General features: G+C 65.3%; 18 protein-coding genes. 9 read left to right on the forward strand and 9 right to left on the reverse strand.

Annotated features, from left to right (window positions below):
- Positions 1-26 precede the first annotated feature (26 nt).
- Entirely contained in the window at positions 27-740 is a 714-nt protein-coding gene (locus tag AC5RU3_RS12265) for a TIGR03089 family protein (RefSeq protein ID WP_493965725.1), read from the forward strand.
- Here AC5RU3_RS12265 and AC5RU3_RS12270 read toward each other — a convergent pair.
- Positions 718-1308 (reverse strand): GtrA family protein, encoded by a 591-nt coding sequence (locus tag AC5RU3_RS12270; protein WP_493965726.1) that lies wholly within the window; start codon positions 1306-1308, stop codon positions 718-720. The two genes, AC5RU3_RS12265 and AC5RU3_RS12270, sit on opposite strands and share 23 nt — an antisense overlap.
- Positions 1309-1475: 167 nt before the next feature.
- On the opposite strand from AC5RU3_RS12270, the gene AC5RU3_RS12275 reads away from it, so the two are divergent.
- From AC5RU3_RS12275 to manA, 4 genes are read left to right on the forward strand one after another with little or no spacing between them, the layout of a single operon-like run.
- On the forward strand, positions 1476-2648 hold the full coding sequence (locus AC5RU3_RS12275; RefSeq protein ID WP_309070489.1) for a 5-(carboxyamino)imidazole ribonucleotide synthase: 1173 nt from the start codon (positions 1476-1478) through the stop codon (positions 2646-2648).
- 35 nt (positions 2649-2683) lie between these two features.
- Positions 2684-3196 carry a 5-(carboxyamino)imidazole ribonucleotide mutase gene (purE, locus tag AC5RU3_RS12280; RefSeq protein ID WP_493966028.1) on the forward strand — a complete coding sequence of 171 codons (513 nt, stop codon included), beginning with the start codon at positions 2684-2686 and terminating at the stop codon, positions 3194-3196.
- Positions 3193-4779 (forward strand): LCP family protein, encoded by a 1587-nt coding sequence (locus AC5RU3_RS12285; protein WP_493965727.1) that lies wholly within the window; start codon positions 3193-3195, stop codon positions 4777-4779. The genes purE and AC5RU3_RS12285 overlap by 4 nt, the downstream gene beginning before the upstream one ends.
- Before the next feature lie 17 nt (positions 4780-4796).
- Positions 4797-6158, forward strand: a complete 1362-nt coding sequence (manA, locus tag AC5RU3_RS12290; protein WP_493965728.1) for a mannose-6-phosphate isomerase, class I — start codon at positions 4797-4799, stop codon at positions 6156-6158.
- Here the strand turns inward: manA and AC5RU3_RS12295 are convergent.
- The 3 genes from AC5RU3_RS12295 to glpX all read right to left on the reverse strand — a co-directional run bounded on the left by AC5RU3_RS12295 (position 6103) and on the right by glpX (position 9091).
- Complete coding sequence (locus tag AC5RU3_RS12295) at positions 6103-7191, reverse strand: lipid II:glycine glycyltransferase FemX (RefSeq protein ID WP_309070486.1); 1089 nt, start codon at positions 7189-7191, stop codon at positions 6103-6105. The two genes, manA and AC5RU3_RS12295, sit on opposite strands and share 56 nt — an antisense overlap.
- A gap of 143 nt (positions 7192-7334) precedes the next feature.
- The gene (locus AC5RU3_RS12300; RefSeq protein WP_493965729.1) at positions 7335-8033 is read right to left on the reverse strand and encodes an LmeA family phospholipid-binding protein; all 699 of its coding nucleotides are present in this window, start codon (positions 8031-8033) and stop codon (positions 7335-7337) included.
- A 20-nt stretch (positions 8034-8053) separates the two neighbouring features.
- A complete protein-coding gene (gene glpX, locus AC5RU3_RS12305; RefSeq protein WP_309070484.1) occupies positions 8054-9091 on the reverse strand; it encodes a class II fructose-bisphosphatase in 1038 nt (345 codons plus the stop codon).
- A 104-nt stretch (positions 9092-9195) separates the two neighbouring features.
- Between glpX and AC5RU3_RS12310 the strand changes: the two genes are divergently transcribed.
- The 3 genes from AC5RU3_RS12310 (at position 9196) to AC5RU3_RS12320 (ending at position 12034) form a co-directional block, all read left to right on the forward strand.
- Positions 9196-9783, forward strand: coding sequence for a DUF4245 domain-containing protein (locus tag AC5RU3_RS12310; RefSeq protein WP_309070483.1), 588 nt, complete (start codon positions 9196-9198; stop codon positions 9781-9783).
- 96 nt (positions 9784-9879) lie between these two features.
- Positions 9880-10494, forward strand: coding sequence for a carbonic anhydrase (locus AC5RU3_RS12315; RefSeq protein ID WP_309070482.1), 615 nt, complete (start codon positions 9880-9882; stop codon positions 10492-10494).
- Positions 10495-10606: 112 nt separating this feature from the next.
- Positions 10607-12034: a class II fumarate hydratase gene (locus AC5RU3_RS12320; protein ID WP_309124428.1), complete on the forward strand. Its 1428-nt coding sequence runs from the start codon at positions 10607-10609 to the stop codon at positions 12032-12034.
- Positions 12035-12186: 152 nt separating this feature from the next.
- Here the strand turns inward: AC5RU3_RS12320 and AC5RU3_RS12325 are convergent, their stop codons facing one another.
- The 3 genes from AC5RU3_RS12325 to AC5RU3_RS12335 all read right to left on the reverse strand — a co-directional run bounded on the left by AC5RU3_RS12325 (position 12187) and on the right by AC5RU3_RS12335 (position 18925).
- Complete coding sequence (locus AC5RU3_RS12325) at positions 12187-17667, reverse strand: rhamnogalacturonan lyase family protein (protein WP_493965730.1); 5481 nt, start codon at positions 17665-17667, stop codon at positions 12187-12189.
- Positions 17668-17945: 278 nt separating this feature from the next.
- Positions 17946-18416 carry an NUDIX hydrolase gene (locus tag AC5RU3_RS12330; protein WP_309070479.1) on the reverse strand — a complete coding sequence of 157 codons (471 nt, stop codon included), beginning with the start codon at positions 18414-18416 and terminating at the stop codon, positions 17946-17948.
- Positions 18417-18421: 5 nt separating this feature from the next.
- A complete protein-coding gene (locus AC5RU3_RS12335) occupies positions 18422-18925 on the reverse strand; it encodes a prepilin peptidase (RefSeq protein WP_309070478.1) in 504 nt (167 codons plus the stop codon).
- Between the two features lie 58 nt (positions 18926-18983).
- Between AC5RU3_RS12335 and AC5RU3_RS12340 the strand changes: the two genes are divergently transcribed.
- Positions 18984-19727, forward strand: a complete 744-nt coding sequence (locus AC5RU3_RS12340) for a hypothetical protein (protein WP_493965731.1) — start codon at positions 18984-18986, stop codon at positions 19725-19727.
- Positions 19728-19758: 31 nt separating this feature from the next.
- Here the strand turns inward: AC5RU3_RS12340 and phoH2 are convergent, their stop codons facing one another.
- Together phoH2 and AC5RU3_RS12350 are read right to left on the reverse strand one after the other, a co-directional pair.
- Entirely contained in the window at positions 19759-21159 is a 1401-nt protein-coding gene (phoH2, locus tag AC5RU3_RS12345; RefSeq protein ID WP_375164455.1) for an RNA 5'-3' helicase PhoH2, read from the reverse strand.
- A gap of 264 nt (positions 21160-21423) precedes the next feature.
- Positions 21424-22185, reverse strand: coding sequence for an isoprenyl transferase (locus tag AC5RU3_RS12350; RefSeq protein ID WP_309124577.1), 762 nt, complete (start codon positions 22183-22185; stop codon positions 21424-21426).
- Between the last annotated feature and the right edge of the window lie 37 nt (positions 22186-22222).

Genomic DNA, 22222 nt, shown 5'->3' on the forward strand with positions numbered 1-22222 from the left:
CTCACCACCCGAAAGGCAGGCACCCGGTGGCCGAATCTCAGTCCATTTCAGGATTGCTCGCCTCCTTCCGAGCAGCCGCCGGCGCGCCGCGCCTGATCTGGTACGGCCCCGACCACGAACGCGTGGAGCTCTCCGGGCGGGTACTGGAGAACTGGGTGGCCAAAACCTCCAACCTGCTGACCGAGGAGCTCGATGCCGGCGCGGGCAGCGTGGTCGCCGTGGAGATGCCGCCGCACTGGAGAACGCTCGTGTGGGCGCTTGCCAGTTGGCAGGTGGGCGCCGTGACGCTGCTCGACGGCGGTGCTCCCGCGGACATACGAGCCACCATGGAGCCTCCGGCCGATGGCGGCGAGCCTGACCACCCGGACGAACTGCTCGTACTTGTAGCCCCTGGCGCCCTGGACATGCGCTGGCCCGGTGCCGTCCCCAGCGATGCCGTCGACTACGCGGCGACAGTCCGCTCCTTCGGCGATGTCTACCTTGAAGCGCCGGCGGACGCCGGCGCCGAACTGTTGCGGGCAAGCGGCACCAGCGCCACTTTCAGTGATCTGACAGCTGGGGGCATCGGCTCAGCCGAGGGCATCTGGCTGGTCCCGGCAACACTGCCACTCCATACGGTCCTGACGGCGGCCGTCCGCATCTGGGCGAGCGGTGGGACAGTGGTGCTCGTGCACTCAAGCGTGGAGGTGACCGACCGCCTGGTGGAGGGCGAGCGGATTACTGCTCGGTTGGCTGCTTAGCTGCGGCCGGATGCCTGGCCGGAGCGGCGCCGTCGGCAGCCAGTGTCACAGCAGGCTCAAGCGCCTCCTCCGAGTGGGCGCTGGGGTGAATCAGTTCGTGGTCGTGGGCGAATGCAGGCTCGGCATCGAGTTCCTCGTTGAAGACCCAGAACCGGTAGGCGATAAAGCGGACCGCTGTTGCCAGAACGGTTCCCACGACCCCCGCCACGAAAAGCCCGGTGCGGTCCGAGATGTCGAGAGGGTATTTGGCGAGCCAGACGAATCCGGCCGCGATACCCAGTCCGATCGCATTGATGAAGAGGAACATCACGAGCTCGCGGAGGACGTTGGCCTGGCGTCGATGGCGGAAAGTCCAGTACCGGTTGGCGATCCACGCGAACACGGTCGCTATGGCAGCCGACACCACCTGCGCTTTGACCTCACTGTCCTTCATGGCCCCGTGGATGAGAAGCCAGAAAAGACCCTTGTCGATGACGAATGCCACACCCCCGACGGCGCCGAACTTCGCCAGCTCTCTCCAGAAGAGAGACGCGAGAGCCCGCGTGCGGTCGACAAGTGTGGTGATCATGACTCTCCGGTTTCTGCAAGACGAACAAGCTGAAAACCAGCATGTGCAATTTCAGCGCGGGAACTAAGGGCCCATTTTACCGACGGAGTTTGTGTCTTTCCTAGGAAGCCGCAGTTGCGAACAGGTCACATCAAGGGGACCCCCTCGACAATAGGTACCCTGAAGGGGTGACTTTTCCCGTTATTGGTGTGGTGGGCGGCGGCCAGCTCGCCCGAATGATGGCGCCACCCGCCGTCGAACTTGGCATTGAACTGCGCGTGTTGGCGGAGGGCCCCGACGTCTCTGCGGTGGCCGCCGTCGCGAACGCCTCGGTGGGCGACTACACCGATCTCGAGGACCTGAGGGCCTTCGCCAAGGATGTGGACGTTCTCACCTTCGATCATGAGCACGTGCCTGAAGCGCACCTCCGCGCCCTCGTGGACGCCGGTGTGAACGTTCAGCCGCACCCCGACGCGCTCCGCCATGCACAGGACAAGCTGGTGATGCGGGCGGCCGTGGACCGGCTCGGGCTCCCCAATCCCCGGTGGAGTGCGGTCTCCTCCATCGAAGAGCTGAGGGCATTCGGTGACCGTACTGGCTGGCCGGTAGTCCTGAAGACTCCGCGCGGCGGCTATGACGGCAAGGGCGTGCGGATCATCGATTCGCACGACGACGCCGCGCAGAGTGCGGACTGGTTCACCGGTTCCGCGCTGCTCGCCGAGGAGAAGGTACCGTTCACACGCGAACTGTCCGCTCTTGTGGCGCGCTCACCCCAGGGCGAGGCGCGCGCCTGGCCGGTGGTTCACTCCATCCAGGTCAACGGCGTCTGCGACGAGGTGATCGCGCCCGCCCAGGACCTGGCCCCGGGCCTGGCCCGCACCGCCGCAGAAGCCGCGCTGCGCATTGCCGAAGAGCTCGGCGTCACCGGAGTCATGGCGGTAGAAATGTTCGAGGTCCCGGACAGCGAGGCGGGCTTCCTCATCAATGAACTGGCAATGCGCCCGCACAACTCCGGCCACTGGACCATGGACGGGGCCGTGACCAGCCAGTTCGAACAGCACCTGCGCGCTGTCCTGGACCTACCGCTGGGTGACGCCTCGCTTGCCACCGGTGTGGCGGTCATGAAGAACATCCTCGGCGGGAACAACGCAGAGCTGTATAGTGCCTTTCCGACGGCGTTGCAGGCAGAGCCCGCCGCCAAGATCCACACGTACGGCAAAAGCGTTCGCCCGGGTCGGAAGATCGGCCACGTAAACGCTATAGCCCTGCCCGGTGACACGACGGCACAGGTCAGGGAGCGCGCCGAGCGCGCTGCGGCAATCCTCAGGGACGGCCGCGACCCCCGGAAGGAAACATCGTGAACAACTCCCCCACCGGCGCCCTCGTTGGCCTGGTCATGGGCTCGGACTCGGATTGGCCCGTCATGGAGGCCGCCGCGCTTGCTCTCGAAGAGTTCGGCGTCCCCTATGAGGCCGACGTCGTCTCCGCCCACCGTATGCCCGAGGACATGGTGGCGTACGGGCGCGGGGCTGCCGATCGCGGCCTGCGGGTGATCATCGCCGGCGCGGGAGGCGCAGCGCACCTCCCCGGAATGCTGGCGTCGCTGACGCCGCTGCCGGTTGTCGGTGTTCCGGTTCCGCTCAAGCACCTCGACGGCATGGATTCGCTCCTCTCGATCGTGCAGATGCCGGCGGGGATTCCGGTCGCCACGGTCTCGGTCGGCGGAGCACGGAACGCGGGGCTCCTCGCTGTGCGCATCCTCGCCGCCGGTGAGGGGCAGTTCGCTCAGGATCTGTCAGGCAAGCTCACGGACTTTGCCGCGGGGCTGCGGCAGACCGCCCTCGACAAGGGCGCGAAGCTGCGCGAGCGCACCGGCGGGCGAGCGTTCGCGACCGAAGGCGGCGCATGAGCCGGGCGGTTCATCCCGGCCAGCCCTCCGAACGGACCATGCTGACCGATCCGGTGCGCTATCCGGAATCAGCCCAGTCCGGTGTCCGCACGAAGCGGGCGTTCCTGCTTCTTTTCCTGACCCTCCTGATCCCCGGATCAGCGCAGATCGTCGCCGGCAACCGCAAGCTTGGCCGCCGGGCGCTGCGGATCACCTTCGCGGCGTGGCTCCTGGTGATTGCCGGCGTCGTTCTGGCGCTGCTGAACCGGCAACTACTGGTCTCCCTTCTCACGAATCAGTGGTTCTCCCTCCTGCTGATAGCGGTGCTGGTGGCGCTGGCGGTCGGTTGGGCGCTGCTCTTCCTCAACACCCTCCGGATCATTCGCCCGCCCCTGCTGGACCGCGGAATGCGTCCTGCCGTCGCCGCATCGCTCGCCCTGCTGATGCTCGTGACGAGCGGCGGCCTGGGGTACGCCGCGTACCTGCTCAACGTCGGCCGCAACACCTTCGGCTCCATCTTCCAGGCCGGTCCCGCCTTCGATCCGGTCGACGGGCGCTACAACTTCCTCCTGATGGGCGGCGACGCCGGTGAGGACAGGTTGGGACGGCGCCCCGACAGCATCTCGGTGATCAGTGTCGACGCCGCGTCCGGGGCCACCGTCACGTTCAGCATTCCCCGCGACTTCCAGAACGCGCCGTTCTCGGAAGATTCTCCGCTCTGGCAGGTGTGGCCGGACGGCTATAACTGCGGCAACGACTGCATCATCAACAGCCTCTACCCGGTGGTCAGCCAGGATCACGCTGACCTTTACCCGGAGTCGCAGGACCCGGGGGCCGAAGCGATGATGGACGCAGCGAGCGGCATTCTCGGCATCGAGGTGCAGGCGTACATCCTCGTGGACATGGCCGGATTCGAGCAGCTGATCGACGCCATGGGCGGCATCACCATCGACGCCGGAGGCTGGGTTCCCATCACCTCCGAAGAGATCCCGGGCAGCGACCCAAAACGGTACTTCCCGCCGTCGGAATGGATTGCTCCCGGAGTCCAGACCCTCGATGGGTACCACGCACTCTGGTACGCCCGTTCGCGCGAGTACGCCACCGACTACTCCCGCATCCGGCGCCAGCAGTGCGTGCAAGCGGCAATGATCGCCCAACTCGATCCCGCCACCGTCCTCACCCGCTTCCAGGAGATCGCCGCCGCGGGTACGCAGATCGTCGAGACCGACCTTCCGCGCGACCAGCTGGGCAGCTTCGTAGACCTGGCCATCAAGGCGAAGAACCACGACGTCGGCCGCCTCACCATCGGCGCTCCGGACTTCGGTGAGCCGGGTGAGCTGTTCTCCACGTACCCGGACATTCCGCTGGTTCATGAGCGCGTGCAGGAGACCCTTGCGGCTGCAACAGGCGATGCCGAGGCCGCGGCCGCCGGTGTTCTGGAAGTGGACCGTGCCGGGGTTGTCGAAGCGTTACCCACTGTGCTCCCGGCACAGACTGTGACGGGTGAGATCACCGAGGAGTACCTGCACCAGCTCGCTGTGAATCAGGACTGGTCTACGCTCGAATCACTGTTGGCCGATAACGGGGAATGCTCCCCCGCCTAACGAACGGACACCGCCGCATGTACCAGCTCGACAACCCGCTGCGCCCTTACGCATGGGGTTCACCGACCGCCATCGCAGAGTTGCTGGGACGCACTCCGTCGGGCGGTCCGGAGGCGGAGCTGTGGATTGGTGCGCACCCCGATTCGCCGTCTACGGTTGTCGGCCACGGGGATACCGGCACGCCACTGGACGACCTGATCGATTCCGATCCCGACCGATCCCTCGGCGCCCTCACCCGTGAGGCTTTCGGCGACCGGTTGCCGTTCCTGCTGAAGGTCCTCGCGGCAGCGGCCCCCCTCTCGCTGCAGGTTCACCCCAGCCGGGACCAGGCGCGCGCAGGGTTTGATCGGGAGAACAGTGCGTCGGTTCCCCAGGATGCGCCGCACCGCAACTACCGCGATGCGTTCTCCAAACCCGAGCTGATGTTCGCCCTGACCGAGTTCGACGCGCTGTGCGGCTTCCGCGCGCCCAGCGAAGCCGCGGAGATTTTCTCTGCGCTCACCGGGCTGGTGGAGAAGCAGAAGGGGTGGGCGCCGGCCATCCTGAGCTCCGTCGTCGGCGATCTCGGCATTCCCGACGAAGCCACCGCCCTGCGTGAGGCCTTCACCCGACTGCTGACCGGCGGGGCCGAGACACGCGCAGCCGTGGGAGCCGTTGTCGAGGCCCTCGAGGAAGGAACTCCCGACGGCTCCGGGGACGGCCGGTTGAGTTCGGCCGCCGCAACAGTCCTGCAGCTCAACGGCCATCATGAGGGCGACCCGGGCGTGCTCGTCGCGCTGCTCCTCAACCGGATCACCCTGCAACCCGGCCAGGCGCTGTACCTGCCTGCCGGGAACGTACATGCCTACCTTGAGGGTCTGGGCATCGAGGTTATGGCGTCATCGGACAACGTGCTGCGCGGCGGCCTGACCACCAAGCACGTCGACACCGGCGAGCTGCTGAAGACCGTCGAGTTCGCTCCTCTCGCCCTCCCCCTGCTGGAGCCGGAGTCCACGCCCCTGGGCCAGGAACTGTACTGCCCCCCGTTCGACGAGTTCCAGCTTCAGCGGATCGAGCTCCCGGTGTCCTTCGGTGACGACGCCGTCTCCGCCGACATGCCGATCGCCCAGAACGGGCCTGCCGTGGTGCTGGTTGTCTCGGGCACCCTGGTGCTGGACTCGCCGAAGGGCGACCTCATCCTGCACCGCGGGCAGAGCGCCTTCATCCCCGCGAATGAGTCGCCGGTCATGGCCCGCTGTGCTTTTGACACCAGCGACGAGACAGGCGACGACGACGACGGCACCGCCGTCGCCTTCGCCGTCACCGTGGGTGCCGCCGGCGACGCTAACCCTGGCGGGTTGGGGCCTGTGCGCGGCCCGCGCGAAGAGACTCGGCCTTAGCGCGGAGTGCCGGCAACGCTGTGCTCCGCAGCGTTTTGACGGCACTGCGGGCTGTGGACAGCCCGCGGCGGGCCAGCGGCATGGCGGTGGCGTAGGCCGGATAGAGCGGTGAGAGCGGCTTGTCCCAGGTGCCCATCAGCAGGTTCTCGTGTTTCGCCCAGCCCATCTTGAACTTGGAGACGCCGTCGTTCAGCAGACCGTTGAAGTCATAACGCTGCACGCCGCGCTCCTTCATTGACCGGATGGCGAGCCATTTCAGCGCGTAGTTGGCACGCAGGCGTTCGCCTTCCTCGGTCATTCCGCCGTAGAGCTCAAAGGCGGTGGAAGCGCTCGCGGACAGCCAGAGGAACGCGACCATGGTCTGGCCCTGGAACGCTGCGTAGACCGGCGACGCGCCACCCAGGTTGTCGAAGATGTCGAGGTAGTAGGCGTCCTCGTGGATGCCGAACCCGGCACGCTCGGCGGTTTCCTTGTACACCGAAAGGCAGGCTGTCAGCTCCTCCCGGGTGACCTCGCGGAAGTCGAGTTCTTCCCGGCCCGACTTCCGGATGTACTGGCGGTGTTTCTTCGACATCTCCCCGAGCAGTTCCTCCTCCGTACGGGAGAGGTCGAGGATGAGCGTACGTGGTATCAGAATGGTGTTGTCGGTGGGCCGAAATCCCGCGGCACGGACCTGTTCGACGACATCCGAATCCGCATCCCAATCAGGCTCGATGCTCAGCACGGTGGCTGCGTAGGACTCGCGGGCGTACTGCGCAACAGCCTCGAGGACCTGACGTGCGTCTTCGGCACGGCAGGCAGGTCCCCGCGGCACGTACACCAGCGCACGGAAGGGCATCGGCAGTCGCCGGATCAGGATTTGGGCACATCCGACGGTCTCGCCGTTCTGCTTGAGGAAGAGCCGTTCAGTCCGCCAGCCGTGGTCGGCCTTGGTCTGTCCCCAGCCCCAGAGCTGCTGCGGGTGCCCGCTCAGGCGGTTCACGGCGGCATCCCATTCGGGCGCGTTCCAACAAGGAGTAATGGCAAGATTCATGATGCTAAGCCTATCGGCAGGGGCCCGATGCGAGCGCAGCGAGCGTTGGGGGGCCGATAGGCGCTACTGGCCGAGGGACCCGCGCCGAACGCAGCGAGGGGTGGGAGGCCAGGAGGCGCTATCGGCAGGGGCCCGGGTGCAACTTACGGAACGAGCTTGACGTCCTCGCCGCGGAGGTTGGCACGGAAACCGTCGTCCTGGACCGTGACGTCCTGAAGGACCAGACCTTCGGGCAGACCCTCGATGCTGTGCTCGATCGTCACAAACCTGCGCACGACGGCCGCGGTGGCGTTGGAGAGGAAGTCCGGTCCGCCCACGTCGATCGAACGCGGCTCCATCACGAGCCTGCCCGCTTCAACGTCGACGGTCCCGGTTGCTTTGACGCGCAATTCGCGCCCCAAAACCTCAACGACCCGAACCACCAGTACCTGCCCAGCGTCGGCAGCGCGAACCTCCGCCCCTCCGCCAAGCTCGTCCGCGACGACCTCGAAGGGCACGGTCGCGTCGACTGTGAGCCGTGCAGCGACCAGACCGTCCGGGCCTGTCAGCACGTCCTGCCCAACAGCCCGGACGTCCCGAAGCACCGAGTCGGGGGTCACCACCGTCCCGGCGTCCAGCGCAAGGTCAGCGAGCCACACGTCGTCCGCACCAAGGTCGGCGGGAGGCTGCGCGTCCGGCGTCCCGCCGTCGGAAGCTTGCGCTCCTTGGGACGGCGACGGCGACGGTTCTCCCCCACCGGCAGGGTCGCTCACAACCAACCACAAGATCCCGACGGCGGCCACCAGGACAACGATCATCCCGGCAGCACCGATCAGCCAGTCCTTCGCACGCGTCCGGTCCATGGGACAACCTGACGGCTTGCCTAGCTCAGGCGGGCGTAGCTCTCCCACTTATGGGCCTGGTGCTCACCGTCGACCACGCGGATGGTGCCGGACTTCGACCGCATCACGATGGACTGGGTCAGTACCTTGCCGCCGTGGTAGCGGACGCCGCGCACCAGGTCACCATCAGTGATGCCGGTGGCAGCGAAGTAGCAGTTGTCGCTGGTGACCAGGTCATTGGTGGAAAGTACCCGATCGAGGTCGTGTCCGGCGTCGAGCGCCTTCTGCTTCTCGTCATCGCTGGTGGGCCACAGCCGGCCCTGGATTACGCCGCCGAGGGACTTGATGGCGCAGGCAGCAACAATGCCTTCCGGAGTGCCGCCGATACCCATGAGGGCATCGATGTCCGTGCCTTCGCGTGCCGCCGCGATGGCACCGGCGACGTCGCCGTCCATCAGGAAGCGGGTGCGGGCACCGGCGTCACGGATCTCCTGCACCAGCGGGCGGTGCCGGTCCCGGTCGAGGATCATCACGTTCACCTGGTTGACCTTCTTGCCCTTGGCCTTGGCGATCAGGTGGAGGTTCTGCTTGACGGGCAGGCGGAGATCCACCATGTCCGCGGCCTCGGGACCGGTGACCAGCTTCTCCATGTAGAAGACGGCGGAGGGATCGAACATGGTGCCGCGCTCGGCAACGGCAAGAACCGCAAGCGCATTGTTGATGCCAAGGGCGGTCAGGCGGGTGCCGTCGATCGGGTCAACCGCGACATCGCACTCGGGTCCGCTGCCGTCACCGACACGCTCGCCGTTGTACAGCATGGGCGCTTCGTCTTTCTCACCCTCGCCGATCACCACGACGCCGTTGAAGTGCACGGTGGAAAGCAATGAGCGCATGGCGTCGACTGCGGCGCCGTCGGCCTTGTTCTTGTCACCGAAACCCACCCAGTGACCGCCGGCGATGGCTGCGGCTTCAGTGACGCGCACCAACTCCAGCGCGAGGTTGCGGTCCGGTTCGTCGTCGCCCACCGCGAGGGCGGGGGAAAGGGTTGAATACTGGGCTTTTTTTACGGTGTCGGACACGTTTACCTCATCATCGAATTAGCGGACCCTCTTGCGCCAATCATAATGGTGCGCCGCTATCCGGCCATTTCCGTGACGTGACCGCGGTGAGCGACAATGGATAGGTGAGCAGCACCCAGGAAAACCAGCAGGACGCACCGGCAACCCCGGTACTGACCGCCAAGCAGGCCAAGCGCGCCAATGCCTCATCGATCGGCATGTTCATCGCCACAGCCGTCACGCTGGCGCTGGTTCTGTTCGTCGTGCTCCTCAATCCCACGCACACAGCGGACACGTACACACGCGACGTCGACGTCGCGACCATCGCAACAGAAGCCGAAGACGCCGCCGGGTACACCCCGGTCGCCGCCGATCTGCCGGAGGGCTGGACCTCCAACTACGCGCGCTGGACGGGCTCGGCTTCCGACGGGGTCGCCTTCTGGGAGGTGGGGTATCTCACACCCGAGCGGGAGTTCATCCAGGTGACGCAGACAAACGCCTCGAACCCCACGTGGCTGTCGCAGCGCGTGGACCGCGCCGAGCCGTCCGGGCAACGCGTGATCGACGGAGTGACCTGGGAGCTGCTCGACAGCACCTCCGGCGACGCTTTCCTCACCACCGAGCAGGACGGCTTCACGCTCATCCTGAACGGAACGGCCGATCTGGCGCAGTTCGACCTCCTCGGCAGCGCAGTGCTCGACGAACTGAAGTAGCACTCACCTGAACCGGCACGTCAACTGAACGAGACCCGCTCAACGTAAAGTCACCAACCGGGCGGGCCAGGGCCGGGGCGCAGTACAGTGAAAATCGTGAGCTCACAACTGACCCCCGCTGAAGCCTGGCAGAAACTCCGTGATGGAAACGCGCGGTTCATCTCCGCCTCGTCATCCCATCCCAATCAGGACGCTTCCCGACGAGCGTCACTGGTGAACACCCAGGATCCCTTCGCCGTCATCTTCGGTTGCTCCGACTCCCGTCTTGCGGCAGAAATCATCTTCGACGTCGGGCTCGGCGACATCTTCGTGGTCCGAACAGCCGGCCAGGTGATCGACGACGCCGTCCTCGGGTCGCTCGAATACAGCGTGAGCGTGCTCAAGGTCCCCCTAATCGTGATCCTCGGACATGACTCCTGCGGTGCCGTCACCGCGACTGCCCAGTCGGTGGAATCGGGCACCATGCCGACCGGTTTCATCCGCGACCTCGTCGAGCGCATCACGCCGTCGGTGCTGACGTCACGGCGCAACGGTGTCGATGACATCAACGGCATGGTTGAGGAGCACATCCGGCAGACAGGCCAGCGGCTTGTCGACTCCTCCCGCGTGATTGCCGACGCGGTCGAGAAGGGGACCACCGCCGTCGTCGGCGTCACCTACCGGCTCGACGAGGGCAAGGCCGACGTCATTTCGGAACAGGGCAGTCTCTGACGTGGCGTCGTGACGTGTGACGTGGCGTGTGGCGAATGGCGTATGGCGTTCGAGACTGTGATTTGTGGCTCGGTGATTTGTCGCGTCCAGCGCGACCGGCCAGAATTGGCGCATGACAATTGATTCCCAGGAGAACGTCGACTACCGCATAGAACACGACACCATGGGCGAGGTTCGGGTTCCCGCGAACGCCCTCTACCGCGCACAGACCCAGCGTGCAGTGGAGAACTTCCCGATCTCCGGCAAGACGCTGGAACGGACGCACATCGAGGCCCTGGCACGGATCAAGAAGGCGGCCGCTACGGCCAACGCCGAACTCGGTGTGCTCGATGAAGAGCTCGCCCGCGCCATCGAGGCCGCCGCTGACCAGGTTGCCACCGGACAGTACGACGGCGATTTCCCCATTGACGTGTTCCAGACCGGTTCCGGAACCTCGTCCAACATGAACACCAACGAGGTTCTCGCCGAACTCGCCTCCCGTGCACTCAAGGACGGCGGCAGCGACAAGGTGGTCCACCCCAACGATCACGTCAACGCTTCGCAGTCCTCGAACGACGTCTTCCCGACGTCGGTGCACGTCGCTGCCACGTCCGCGCTGATCAATGACCTGATCCCGGCCCTTGAATACCTGGCTGAGTCCCTCGAGCGCAAGGCCGAGGAGTTCGCCGGCGTCGTGAAGTCCGGCCGCACCCACCTCATGGACGCCACCCCGGTCACCCTTGGCCAGGAGTTCGGCGGTTATGCTGCTCAGGTCCGTTACGGCATCGAGCGCATCAACGCCTCGCTCCCCCGCGTTGCTGAGGTTCCGCTCGGCGGCACCGCTGTCGGTACCGGCATCAACACCCCCGCCGGCTTCTCCGCCCGCGTGATCGAGCTGCTCGCCGAAGATACCGGCCTGCCGCTGACAGAAGCCCGCAATCACTTCGAAGCCCAGGCCAACCGAGACGGCCTCATCGAGGCGTCGGGGCAGCTGCGCAACATCGCGTACTCGTTCATGAAGATCAACAACGACCTGCGCTGGATGGGTTCCGGCCCGAACACCGGCCTCGGTGAGATCGCCATCCCGGACCTGCAGCCAGGGTCCTCGATCATGCCGGGCAAGGTCAACCCCGTCATCTGCGAGGCGGCCATCATGGTCGCCGCCCAGGTCATCGGCAATGACACCACGATCGCCCTGTCCTCGACCAACGGTGCGTTCGAGCTCAACGTCGGCATCCCCGTGATGGCCGCCAACCTGCTTGAGTCCATCCGCCTGCTCGCCAACACCAGCCGCGTGATGGCGGACAAGATGATCGACGGGCTCACCGCCAACGAGGAGCGCGCGCGCTTCCTCGCTGAGGCATCGCCGTCGATCGTGACGCCGCTGAACAAGTACATCGGCTACGAGAACGCGGCGAAGATTGCCAAGAAGGCCGTGGCTGAAGGGCTCACGGTCCGGGAAGCCGTCGTCGCACTCGGGTATGTGGAGCGCGGTGAGCTGACCGAAGCGCAGCTGGACGAGGCTCTCGACGTACTCTCCATGACGCGCCCGCCGCAGTAGCGCCTCACTTCACACAAACGAGCGAGGGCCCGCCATGGAAGCACTATCCATGGCGGGCCCTCGCTGATTAACGAATCGAACCTCCGTGAGTTGGCAGGACACACCCCGTATGGCGGGCCATTCGGCGCGTGTCCTGCCAGGTCAACGTGGCGTTAGCGGGCCGGCCCCACCACCACCAGGCGGTCCCAGCCGAGCAACTCTCCGGCGGCGGACTGAACAGCCACGCGGTTGCCTCCCGGCCGGGTGCCCTCCGGCGTGGTGATGGTGACGGTGCCGTCGTCGTTCACGAGGTGCCAGCCGAGCGCTGCCTGGCCGAGGTAAACGTGCACGTACCCCTCCACAGGCAGATTCGAGAGAACGACCTCCGACGCTCCACGGGGGAACTTCTGCTTGGCCAGGCCGAGATCCAGCTGGTTCTCGTCCGTCAGGTCATCCTTCACCGGAGCATCCGGCGTGGAGGACGGCTTGACGAGCTCACCCGGTGCCGGCTCCTCGCCGGTGTAGGCGATGCTCGGCGCCTTCGGCTTCTCCATGCCTTCCCCGAGGAAGTACGAAGTGTGCGGAGGCTGGTTGTAGGAGGTGTTCTGCCATGCAACACCCAGGCGGTAGACCGGGTCCGACTGCAGGGTGCGCAGCCGGTGGTCCGTTACGTTCACCGTGGTGGCGATACGCAGGGCGGTGGAATCGTCGGTGCGGGTGACGATCTCTTCGCGCCAGTCGCCGAACAGGTCCGCCTGCAGGGCCGGTGTGCCCTTGGTGTCGTTGTTCGTGACGGTTCCTTCGGCCCGGTAAAGAACGTCCTCCGTGTTGGTTTCGTAGTTCCACTTGGAGATGGTCGGAACACCCGTGCGGGTGGCCTCGGTCCATTCGTGGTCGGTGATCTCCCGAAGCAGGTCTCCGTCCCACCAGGTGAGGAAGTTCGCCGCCGGGATCTGCTCCGCGATCAGGTCGCCGTTGCTTGCGCGCAGCTGCCCCACCGGAGAGTTCCATGCGGCGTCTCCGCCGACGGCCCAGCCCTCGGCACCGGGGTGCCTGGGATCAATGTCGGCCATGGCCGCGCGGCCGGTGTCCTTCGTCGCGGGGATGGACCAGATGATCTCTCCCGTTGCAGCATCACGGTACGTGGCGCCCTTGTTACCCGAGGACCCCATGTCTTCGTGCGCTGCGAATACCTCGAGCCCCTTCCGCGTCGGGTCGAAGTCCGACACGTGCAGTGAGTCACCGTGCCCGAGGCCCGTGTTGTGGAGGGCGGTGCCGTCATCGTCGATGGTCATGGAACCGAAGACGATCTCGTCCTTCTGGTCGCCGTCGACATCGGCAACCGAGAACTGGTGGTTGCCCTGTCCGCGGTACTGGTCCCCTGACTCGTCTGAGTCAAAGGTCCACCGTGGTGTCAGCGTGGTGCCGTCGAAGTCGTACGCTGCGATCACTGCGCGGGTGTAGTAGCCGCGGCTGAAGACAACGCTCGGCTTCTCGCCGTCCAGGTAGGCGACTCCGGCGAGGAAACGGTCTACGCGGTTGCCGTAGGTGTCCCCCCATGAACCAACATCGCCGCGTGCCGGGATGTAGTCGGTCGTGTCGACCGCTGCACCGGTGGCGCCGTTGAATACCGTGACGAATTCCGGACCTGTCAGGACGTAGCCGCCGGAGTTCCGGTGGTCGGCGCGGGCGTCGCCGATGACGGCGCCCGTCCCGTCCACGGTTCCGTCGGCGGTCTTCATGGTCACTTCGGCGGTGCCGTTCCCGTCAAGGTCGAACACCTGGAACTGCGTGTAGTGTGCGCCTGCCCGGATGTTCTTGCCGAGGTCGATGCGCCACAGGCGGGTTCCGTCAAGCTCGTAGGCGTCAACGTAGACGTTGCCGGTGTAGCCTGCCGAGGAATTGTCCTTCGAGTTGGTCGGATCCCACTTGAGCACGATCTCGTACTGTCCGTCGCCGTCGACGTCACCAATGGAGGCGTCGTTGGCCCGGTAGCTGTACGGCTGGCCGTCCTTGGTGACGCCATCGGCCGGCTTATCCAGCGGAACGTCCAGGGTCTGGGAATCCCACACCGCGAAGTCCTCGGTGGCCCAGCGCTCGGTGCCGTTCATGACGGTGCTGATGCGGTACGTCGAATCGGCTGTGCCTTCGGCGTCCAGCAGGTTGGTGCTGGACGTGACCGGCTCGGTGGTGATCCGGTCACCGTTGCGGTAGACGTGGAACCCGATCTCCTCGGGATCCAGTCCAAGCATGCGCCAGCCCAGGTACACACCCTCACCGGAGGCTACGGCCACCGGTGAGCGGTCGAGACGCTCGGCCTGACGCACCAGCGTGGTGACTGCCGGCGAGGTAACAGTCTCTGACTGCGCCGAGACGCCGCCTGCGTTCACCGCTGCCACCGCGTACTTGTACTCCACAGTGGTGAGAACGTCCGTGTCAGTGAACGTGGTGTCCTCTGCACGCCCTACCAGCTGCATCTCGCTGAAGGAACCGTCCGCCTGGGGATCGGCACGGAACACGTGATAGAACAGCGCACCTTCGGAAGGCTTCCAGCTGACGGTCACGTCGTTCTTGTTGACGTCACCAAGGGTCAGGCCGGTCGGAACCGGTGCCTTTTCAACATCGGGATCGACGGTGGTCAGCTCGACCGCGTTGGAGGGCACGGACTCCGCGCCCGCCGCATCGAGCGCGACGACGGTGTAGGTGTACTCAAGGCCGATGTCGGCTGTCGTGTCCACGAAGGACGTGCCCTCGACGTCACCGAGCGGCTCTGCCTTGGCACCGGCCGACTGCCGGTAGACCCGGTACGCAACGGCGTCGTCATTGCCGGTCCAGCTCAGCGACACCGCCACCTCATTGCCGTCGATAACGACGTCGTCGGCGGCCAGTTTGGTCGGAGCCAGCAACAGCGGAGTGATCTCGATGCCGTTGAGGCGCGAGGAAGCACCCGTCATGACGAGGTTGATCTGACCATCGGTCACGAGAACCGGCTGGCTGATCTTCTGCGACACCGCGGCGCGACCGGCGTTGGAGGAACCGAAGTCCTTGCCTTCGATCTGGACGTTGGAGCGGCTGGTGCCGATCCAGTCGCCGTTGTACGTCTTCACGGCGTAGCTGCCGTTGGGAACGTCAACCACGAACTCGTGGTCCGGGGTCGGCAGGAGGAAGTCGCGCTCCAGGTCGGTGGGTGCAGGATCGAAGTTGATCCCGCGGTCACGGCCGGCCATCCCTGCGGGATCAAGCCATCCCCAGCCGGCTTCTGCGGTGTAGACCGAAGCCTGGCTCACCTCGGTGTAACCGGGCATGAGGGGATTACCCTTCAGCTGAACGTCGAACTTGTACAGCGGCGCCTTGGTAGTGACCCGGACAGCGTCCGACGGCGCGGAGTCGCCCCGCCCGTTCACGGCCACCACACGAAGGTCGTAGGACTGGCCTTCCTCAAGGCCACCGACTGAAGCCAGCGGCAACGTGGAGGTGGTGATGAGGACGTAGGCGTCCTCACCGGCGTCGGCCTTCTTGCTGAAGACCTTGTAGATGTCAGCGCCGTCGACTGCGTCCCAGGTCAGTTGTGCTCCCGCGTTGGAAACACTGCCTGCGACAAGACCGGTCGGCGCTGCGGGCACCTCTGCCGGCGGTTCAACCGACTCGACCTCCGAGGCGAGCGGGATGTCGAGCTTTGCCACATCGGTCGCCACGAGGCGCGCCATCTGGATGGCACCGTACTCCTGGAAGTGGGTGTCGTCCACGGTGCCGTTCGGCCGGTTCGCGTAGACGCCGGCAGGTACGTGCAGGAAGACTGACTTTGCTGCTTCCGGCCCAATCTCCGTGAGGTAGGCGCGGCTGGAAGCCGAAAGGTCGACCAGAGGGGTTCCCGTTTCGGCGGCGAGCTTGGACGCGGCGGCAACGTAGTCCGGGAAGGATACGTTCGCTTCACCGGTTTCTGCGTTGTAGGACCGGCGGGATACCGGCGTGACAATCACCGGAGTAGCGCCGCGCTGCTTGGCGCCGTCCACGAAGGTACGCAGATACTCGTAGTAATCGCCCGGGGCGGCCCAGCGGTCGTCGACACCATAGCTGTTGTCGTTGTGGCCGAACTGGGCAAACAGGTAGTCGCCGGGCTTGACGTTCAACAGCACCTCATCCAGGCGACCCTGGCTGATGAAGTTCTTGGCGCTGCGTCCGCCGATGGCCTTGTTTTCCACGGTGACGTCATCGGACAGGAACCGCTCGATCATCTGGCCCCAGCCGGCCTGCGGCACGTAGTCAGCGGTGTAGCTCTGAACCGTGGAGTCACCGGTGATCCACGCGGTCGGCTCGGTACCGGCTTCATTCGGCGTTTTCTGGGTGATCACGAGTGAATTCAGATTCGCGGCCGCGCCTGCAAACTCGAGGTTCAGCTGGCCGTCCACGATGGCAATGTTGAATCCCATCTCAAGGTACTGGCCCGCGAGCTTCTCGGTGCGTTGCACCTTTGCCATCTGCTCGGCCGTGATGGCGATATCCGTCGCGCCCTGCGCATCACCGGCGATGAGATCCACCGTGTAGTTGCCGTTGGGCAGGTCCACGACGAGTTCCGTGTCACCTACCGTGACGAAGTCCGAGCGCGCAGCGTTCTCGCCGCCACGGTCGGTTGCACTGACCTGGCTCACATCGACGAAGCCCACGCGGTTCTCAGCGGTGTAGGCGCTGGTTGCGTCCACCCGCACGGCACCGGCCGCTGTCGCCCCGTTTCCGAGGTCGAGCGACAGCACGCCGTTGTCAGGAAGGGCTGGAGCGTCTGTGCTCAAGCTGGATGCGGCGGCAGCCGACGGCTTCGAGAGACCGTCCGCCCCGCGTGCCTGGACCTTGTAGTAGTGGACCTTCGTCGTATCCACGGCATCCGTCAGGTAAACCGTCCGGTCGCCGGTTCCCGCAACCTTGGTGTAGGTGCCGTCAACGGTGTCGGACCGGCTCACGACGTAGCCGGTGGCTCCGCTGACTTCATTCCAGCGCAGGGTGACACCGGCAGCGGTTACATGCGACATGCGTACCGACTGGGGCGCGGCAAGAGTCGAAACCGGTTCTTCCGGCTCCGGTTCCGGCTCGGGTTCCGGTGCCACTTCGGCTTCAGTGATCTGAATTCCGTTGACGTATGCACCGGCACCGACGCCGGTGAGGTCGATGGTCAGCTGACCGTCCTCGACAGTTGTCTGCCACGTTTGTTCGGAGACAGCCTGACGGGACTTGATGGTGCCCGCGGGTACGCCTTCCAGGCTCACGTTCGTCGTCGTCGTGCTCGTTCCGGCGAGTTGGTCACCCGACAGGACACGGACACTGTAAGCGCCGTTGGGAACGTCCACCGCGAAGCCCCACGCCGAGCCAAGGACGAAGTCGTTGTTGAGCGGGTCCACCGGGTCCGAAGCGCGGTTACGGGATACCGGCGCTGCTCCATCGACCGGTACGATCCCGTATCCGGCTTCAGCGGAGTACTTGGTGGTTTCCGTGACGCCGGTCCACCCGTCCGCGACAGGACTGGTGGCTGTTCCGAAGTCGAAGGATTTGTTGAGCGGTTCCTCCGCCGCTATGGCCGGCGTTGTAGCCGAGCAGAGACCGACAATAGCGGTTCCTGCGATAAGAGCGCGCACAGAGTGCGGGCGGGGATTTCCGGGGGTCATGGCATCACACCTTGTGGTTTCGACAGTGAAATTTGGGGTGGTTCATGGGCCGACCGAGAGCAACAGGGCACGAGAAAAGGACAGGATTCCTGGGTGCAATGAAACGATTCACGGAGACCAACGAGGACCAGCCTAATGGTGAGGACTGTCACATTCAAGGGGTGAGCACATATTTCAGAAAACGTTTCCTAGACGGGTTGGGCAGAGGTGGGACGGTTGGAACGCGAACTCGCCGCAGCGCCGAGCAGGGGCACGGGCGATCCAGGAACCCCTAGCGATCAGCGTTCGAAGTCAGGGACGCCCGTCGAGTAGCGCGCGTTCTCTGCGTGCTTGCGGTGCAGCGGGTTCAGGTCCGGCAGGTCATCGAGACTGAACCAGCGCACGTCCATGGACTCGTCGTCATTCACGCGGGCGGCCCCTGAGACGTAACGGCATCTGAACACCAGACTCAGGAAGGTGCATACGTCCTGATTGGGAAACGTCATGGGCCCGACGACGTCGATGCTCACCAGATGCTCCACCTCGACCGCTACCCCGGTCTCCTCCTGAACCTCCCGGACGATTGCCTGCGCGGGATGCTCACCGGGATCGATGATCCCGGTGATGAGCGTCCACTGGCCGGTGTCGGCGCGGCGTCCGAGCAGGACGCGACCGTCGTCGTCGTACACCACCGCCGCCGCTCCGGGGAGCCACAGCGGGTCGTGGCCGATTTTGGAACGCAGGTCCTGGACGAAGTCAGGGGTAGGCATGATTCTCAGCCTAATGCGAGGACAACGCCCGCTCCGACGATCATGAACGGCCCGAACGGAATGGCCGTCTTCGCATTCGCCCGCCTGCTGACGATGAGGATGACGCCCCACAAGCCCCCGAGCAGGAACGCCGCGAAGGTTCCCCACAACAGGAACGACCACCCGACGAAGCCGAGGTACAGTCCCAGCACGCCGGCCAGCTTCACGTCGCCGAAGCCCATGCCCGCCGGGTAGATGAGGCGAAGGATGAAGTAGAAGACCCACAGGACCGCTGCCCCGCCGGCAAGGGACACCAGCCTCCCCCAGTCCTGGGCGGCGAACGCCGCGGCGATGAGCAGCACGCCCGCGGCAGGGTAAGACGGGAAAATGATGCGGTTGGGCAGTCGGTGGGTTCGGATGTCGATGACACTGAGCCAGATTCCGACCACCGCGAGCAGGATCAATGCGAGGGCGCATAGCCAGAATGCCACGGGAGCCGTGTCCCAGTACTCCCCCATCAGCGCCAGCATGTGCCTACCGTAGCTGAATCTCCTGCCCTGACTCACATGCCGGGCTTACACTGTGGATATGTCCGCTTCCAGCGGTTCGACCCCGGCGAGCGTCTTCCGATCCCTCTGCCGTTCCTCGCCGTGGCGCTGGGAAACGGTGCGCTTCTCAGTGTCGTGGATCAGCACGGACGGGGAGTCGGATCCCCTGCGCGCCTGGGTGCGTCGACCTGCGGCGCTGCGCGTCGAAACGGCGGATGGAGCGCTTCTCCACAGCAGCACGGGGACCGAGCATTCCCGTGACTCGTTCTACGTCAGTTCGAGCAAGAGTTCGTGGCTTGTGGCGCCGAGCCTGATTACGCCCGTCTACAACGAGGTGGGTTACGTGCACCGCAGGCCGAAGGCCGCCTATGGCGAACCGGTCTTCGGCGACCCGCGGTGGGCGGCGATGCTCGACCCGGTCGAGCTGGCCGGTGATGCCCCGGTCCCGTACGAGACACCTTTCGCGAACCGGGTCGAACTTGACGACCTTGGCGAGGAGATTTACGAGGGCCGCCGCGTGCTCGCCGCCACCGCTACCCCGAACATCTCCTACCAGCCGTTCACGCCCGGCCGCCCATTGATCGGACAGGGGCGGACGCGGGTGGTGGTCGATGTCGCGACCGCCATTTGCGTCTCAACTACTGCGCTCGATGGCCCCCTTCAGGGGTGCGGCCACCGCCTTGCCATCAAAGGGGTGAACGAGTACATGATCGATGACCTGTTCAACGACGCCCCACCGACACTCACCGATGTCCGGGAGCATATCCCGTGGCAGGTCGGCTGACCCGCCACGGGATGAGCAGGATCCTGTGGAGCTAGACCTCGGCGCCTTCCAGCAGGTCCGTCACCAGGGCCGCGATCGGCGAGCGCTCGGACCGCGTCAGCGTGATGTGCCCGAACAAAGGGTGCCCCTTCAGGGTTTCGACGACGGCGGCAATGCCGTCATGCCGGCCCACCCGAAGGTTGTCCCGCTGCGCCACATCGTGAGTCAGGACAATCTTCGAGTTCTGGCCGATCCGGCTCATCACGGTGAGGAGCACGTTCTTCTCTAGTGACTGCGCCTCATCAACGATCACGAAGGAGTCATGCAGGGACCGGCCACGAATGTGGGTCAGCGGCAGGACCTCGAGCATGCCCCGGTCCATGACCTCCTCGACGACCTCCTGCGACACCAGCGCGCCCAGCGTGTCGAAGACGGCCTGCGCCCACGGATTCATCTTCTCGCTCTCGCTCCCCGGCAGGTAACCAAGCTCCTGACCACCGACCGCGTACAGGGGACGGAACACAACAACCTTGCGGTGCTCCCGACGCTCCAGCACCGCCTCCAGTCCCGCGCACAGCGCCAGCGCGGACTTTCCCGTTCCCGCGCGGCCGCCCAGCGACACGATTCCCACCTCGGGGTCCATCAGCAGGTCGATGGCCAGTCTTTGTTCCGCGGACCGACCATGCAGTCCGAAAACGTCGCGGTCACCGCGTACCAGCCGCACCTGCTTGTCGGCGCCGACCCGGCCCAGGGCCGAGCCCTTCCCGGAGTGGAGGATGACGCCGGTGTTGGCGGGCAGTTCCGCGGCTCCCGGGAGGAAGACGGGCTCATGCGCGTAGAGGGTGTCGACGTCGTCGTCCAGCGTGTCCAGTTCCGCCACCCCGGTCCAGCCGGAGTCCTTCACGAGCTCGTTGCGGTACTCATCCGCTTGGAGGCCCATGGCGGAGGCCTTGACGCGCATCGGCAGGTCCTTGGACACCACGGTCACGTTGCGCCCCTCGTCCGAGAGGTTCTTGGCGACGGCGAGGATGCGTGAGTCATTGTCCCCGCTGCGGAAGCCGACGGGCAGCACCTCGGTGGAGACGTGGTTGAGTTCGACGCGCAGGGTGCCGCCCTCGGTACCCAACGGAATGGCCTGGTTCAGCCCGTTGTGTTTCACCCGCAGGTCGTCAAGGAGCCGTAGCGCTTTGCGGGCGAAGTAGCCCAGCTCAGGGTCGTTACGCTTGCCTTCGAGCTCCGTGATCACCACGATCGGCAGGATCACCTCGTGTTCGGCGAAGCGGGTGATGGCCCGCGGGTCTGACAGCAGCACGGACGTATCCAGAACGTAGCTGCGGCTGCCAAGGCTCTCGACAACAGAAAGGCCCGCCGCTGCGAGGAGTTCATCCTGCGCTGCCGGGCGGGCCTGGGTGGTGTCGGTTGCTGGCGCCTGTGTTGGGCGAGATGTGGCCACTTCAACTCCACTTCCCCGGGCGCTCGCGCCCGAGAATATCTAGGGCTTGGGTGAGGCGGGCCGGCCAGAAGGCCGCGCACGGCCTCCCCTTTTTAGTGCGTGTGCTGTTGGGCACGTTGCCTGCATAGGTGGCCTTCCCGTTCGGTCGGCGGGTGCCGATCGATGGAACTGACATTACGCCCGCAAACGACGACGTCGGCAGTCGCTTCAAGCGCGTGTCGCGCGAAGCCCGGCTGAACTTTGGGTAACGCTGCGGGGGCCGGCTCAGCAGCCGAAGCGCCGCTGGCGCCGCCCGTAATCTCGAAGAGCTCGGAGAAAGTCGACGCGGCGAAAATCCGGCCAGAGGGCCTCGCAGAAATAGAACTCGCTGTAGGCGCTCTGCCACATGAGGAAGCCGGAAAGTCGCAGCTCCCCCGAGGTGCGGATCACGAGGTCGGGGTCCGGCTGTCCGCGCGTATACAGGTACTCGGAGATCTGACCGACCGTCAGGTTCTCCGCAACTTCCGGGAGGGTCGATCCCTCGGAGTCAGCTTGAAGCAACAGCTCCTTGACGGCGTCGACGATCTCGCGCCGACCGCCATAACCCACGGCGACGTTGACATGGAGTCCTTCGATGGAGGCTGTGCGCCCGGCAAGTTCAGTGACTTTCGAGGCGAGGTGTTCCGGGAGAAGGTCAAGCGCCCCCACCGGTTGGACGCGCACTTTACGGGTTTCACCTAGTCGGTCGAGGGTGTTCCCGATGATGTCCAGCAACTGCTCGATTTCCTCGGCAGAACGGTTCATGTTGTCGGTGGAGAGCATGTAGAGCGTGACCATCTCGACGCCCAGCTCCCGGCACCAACCCAGGAACTCGAGGATCTTGTCCGCACCGGCCTGGTGGCCGTGCCGGGTGGGTGCTCCGGCCAGTTTTGCCCACCGACGGTTGCCGTCGACCATGACGCCGATGTGGTGGGGAATGCGGTCGGCTGCCAGGGACCGCTGGAGTTTGCGCTCGTAGTAGTTGTAGGCAAACGACGGAAACTTCACGGCAGCGCCCACCTGTCCTTCGATCAGCTAGCTAGGA

Source organism: Arthrobacter sp. MDB1-55, from assembly GCF_059092925.1.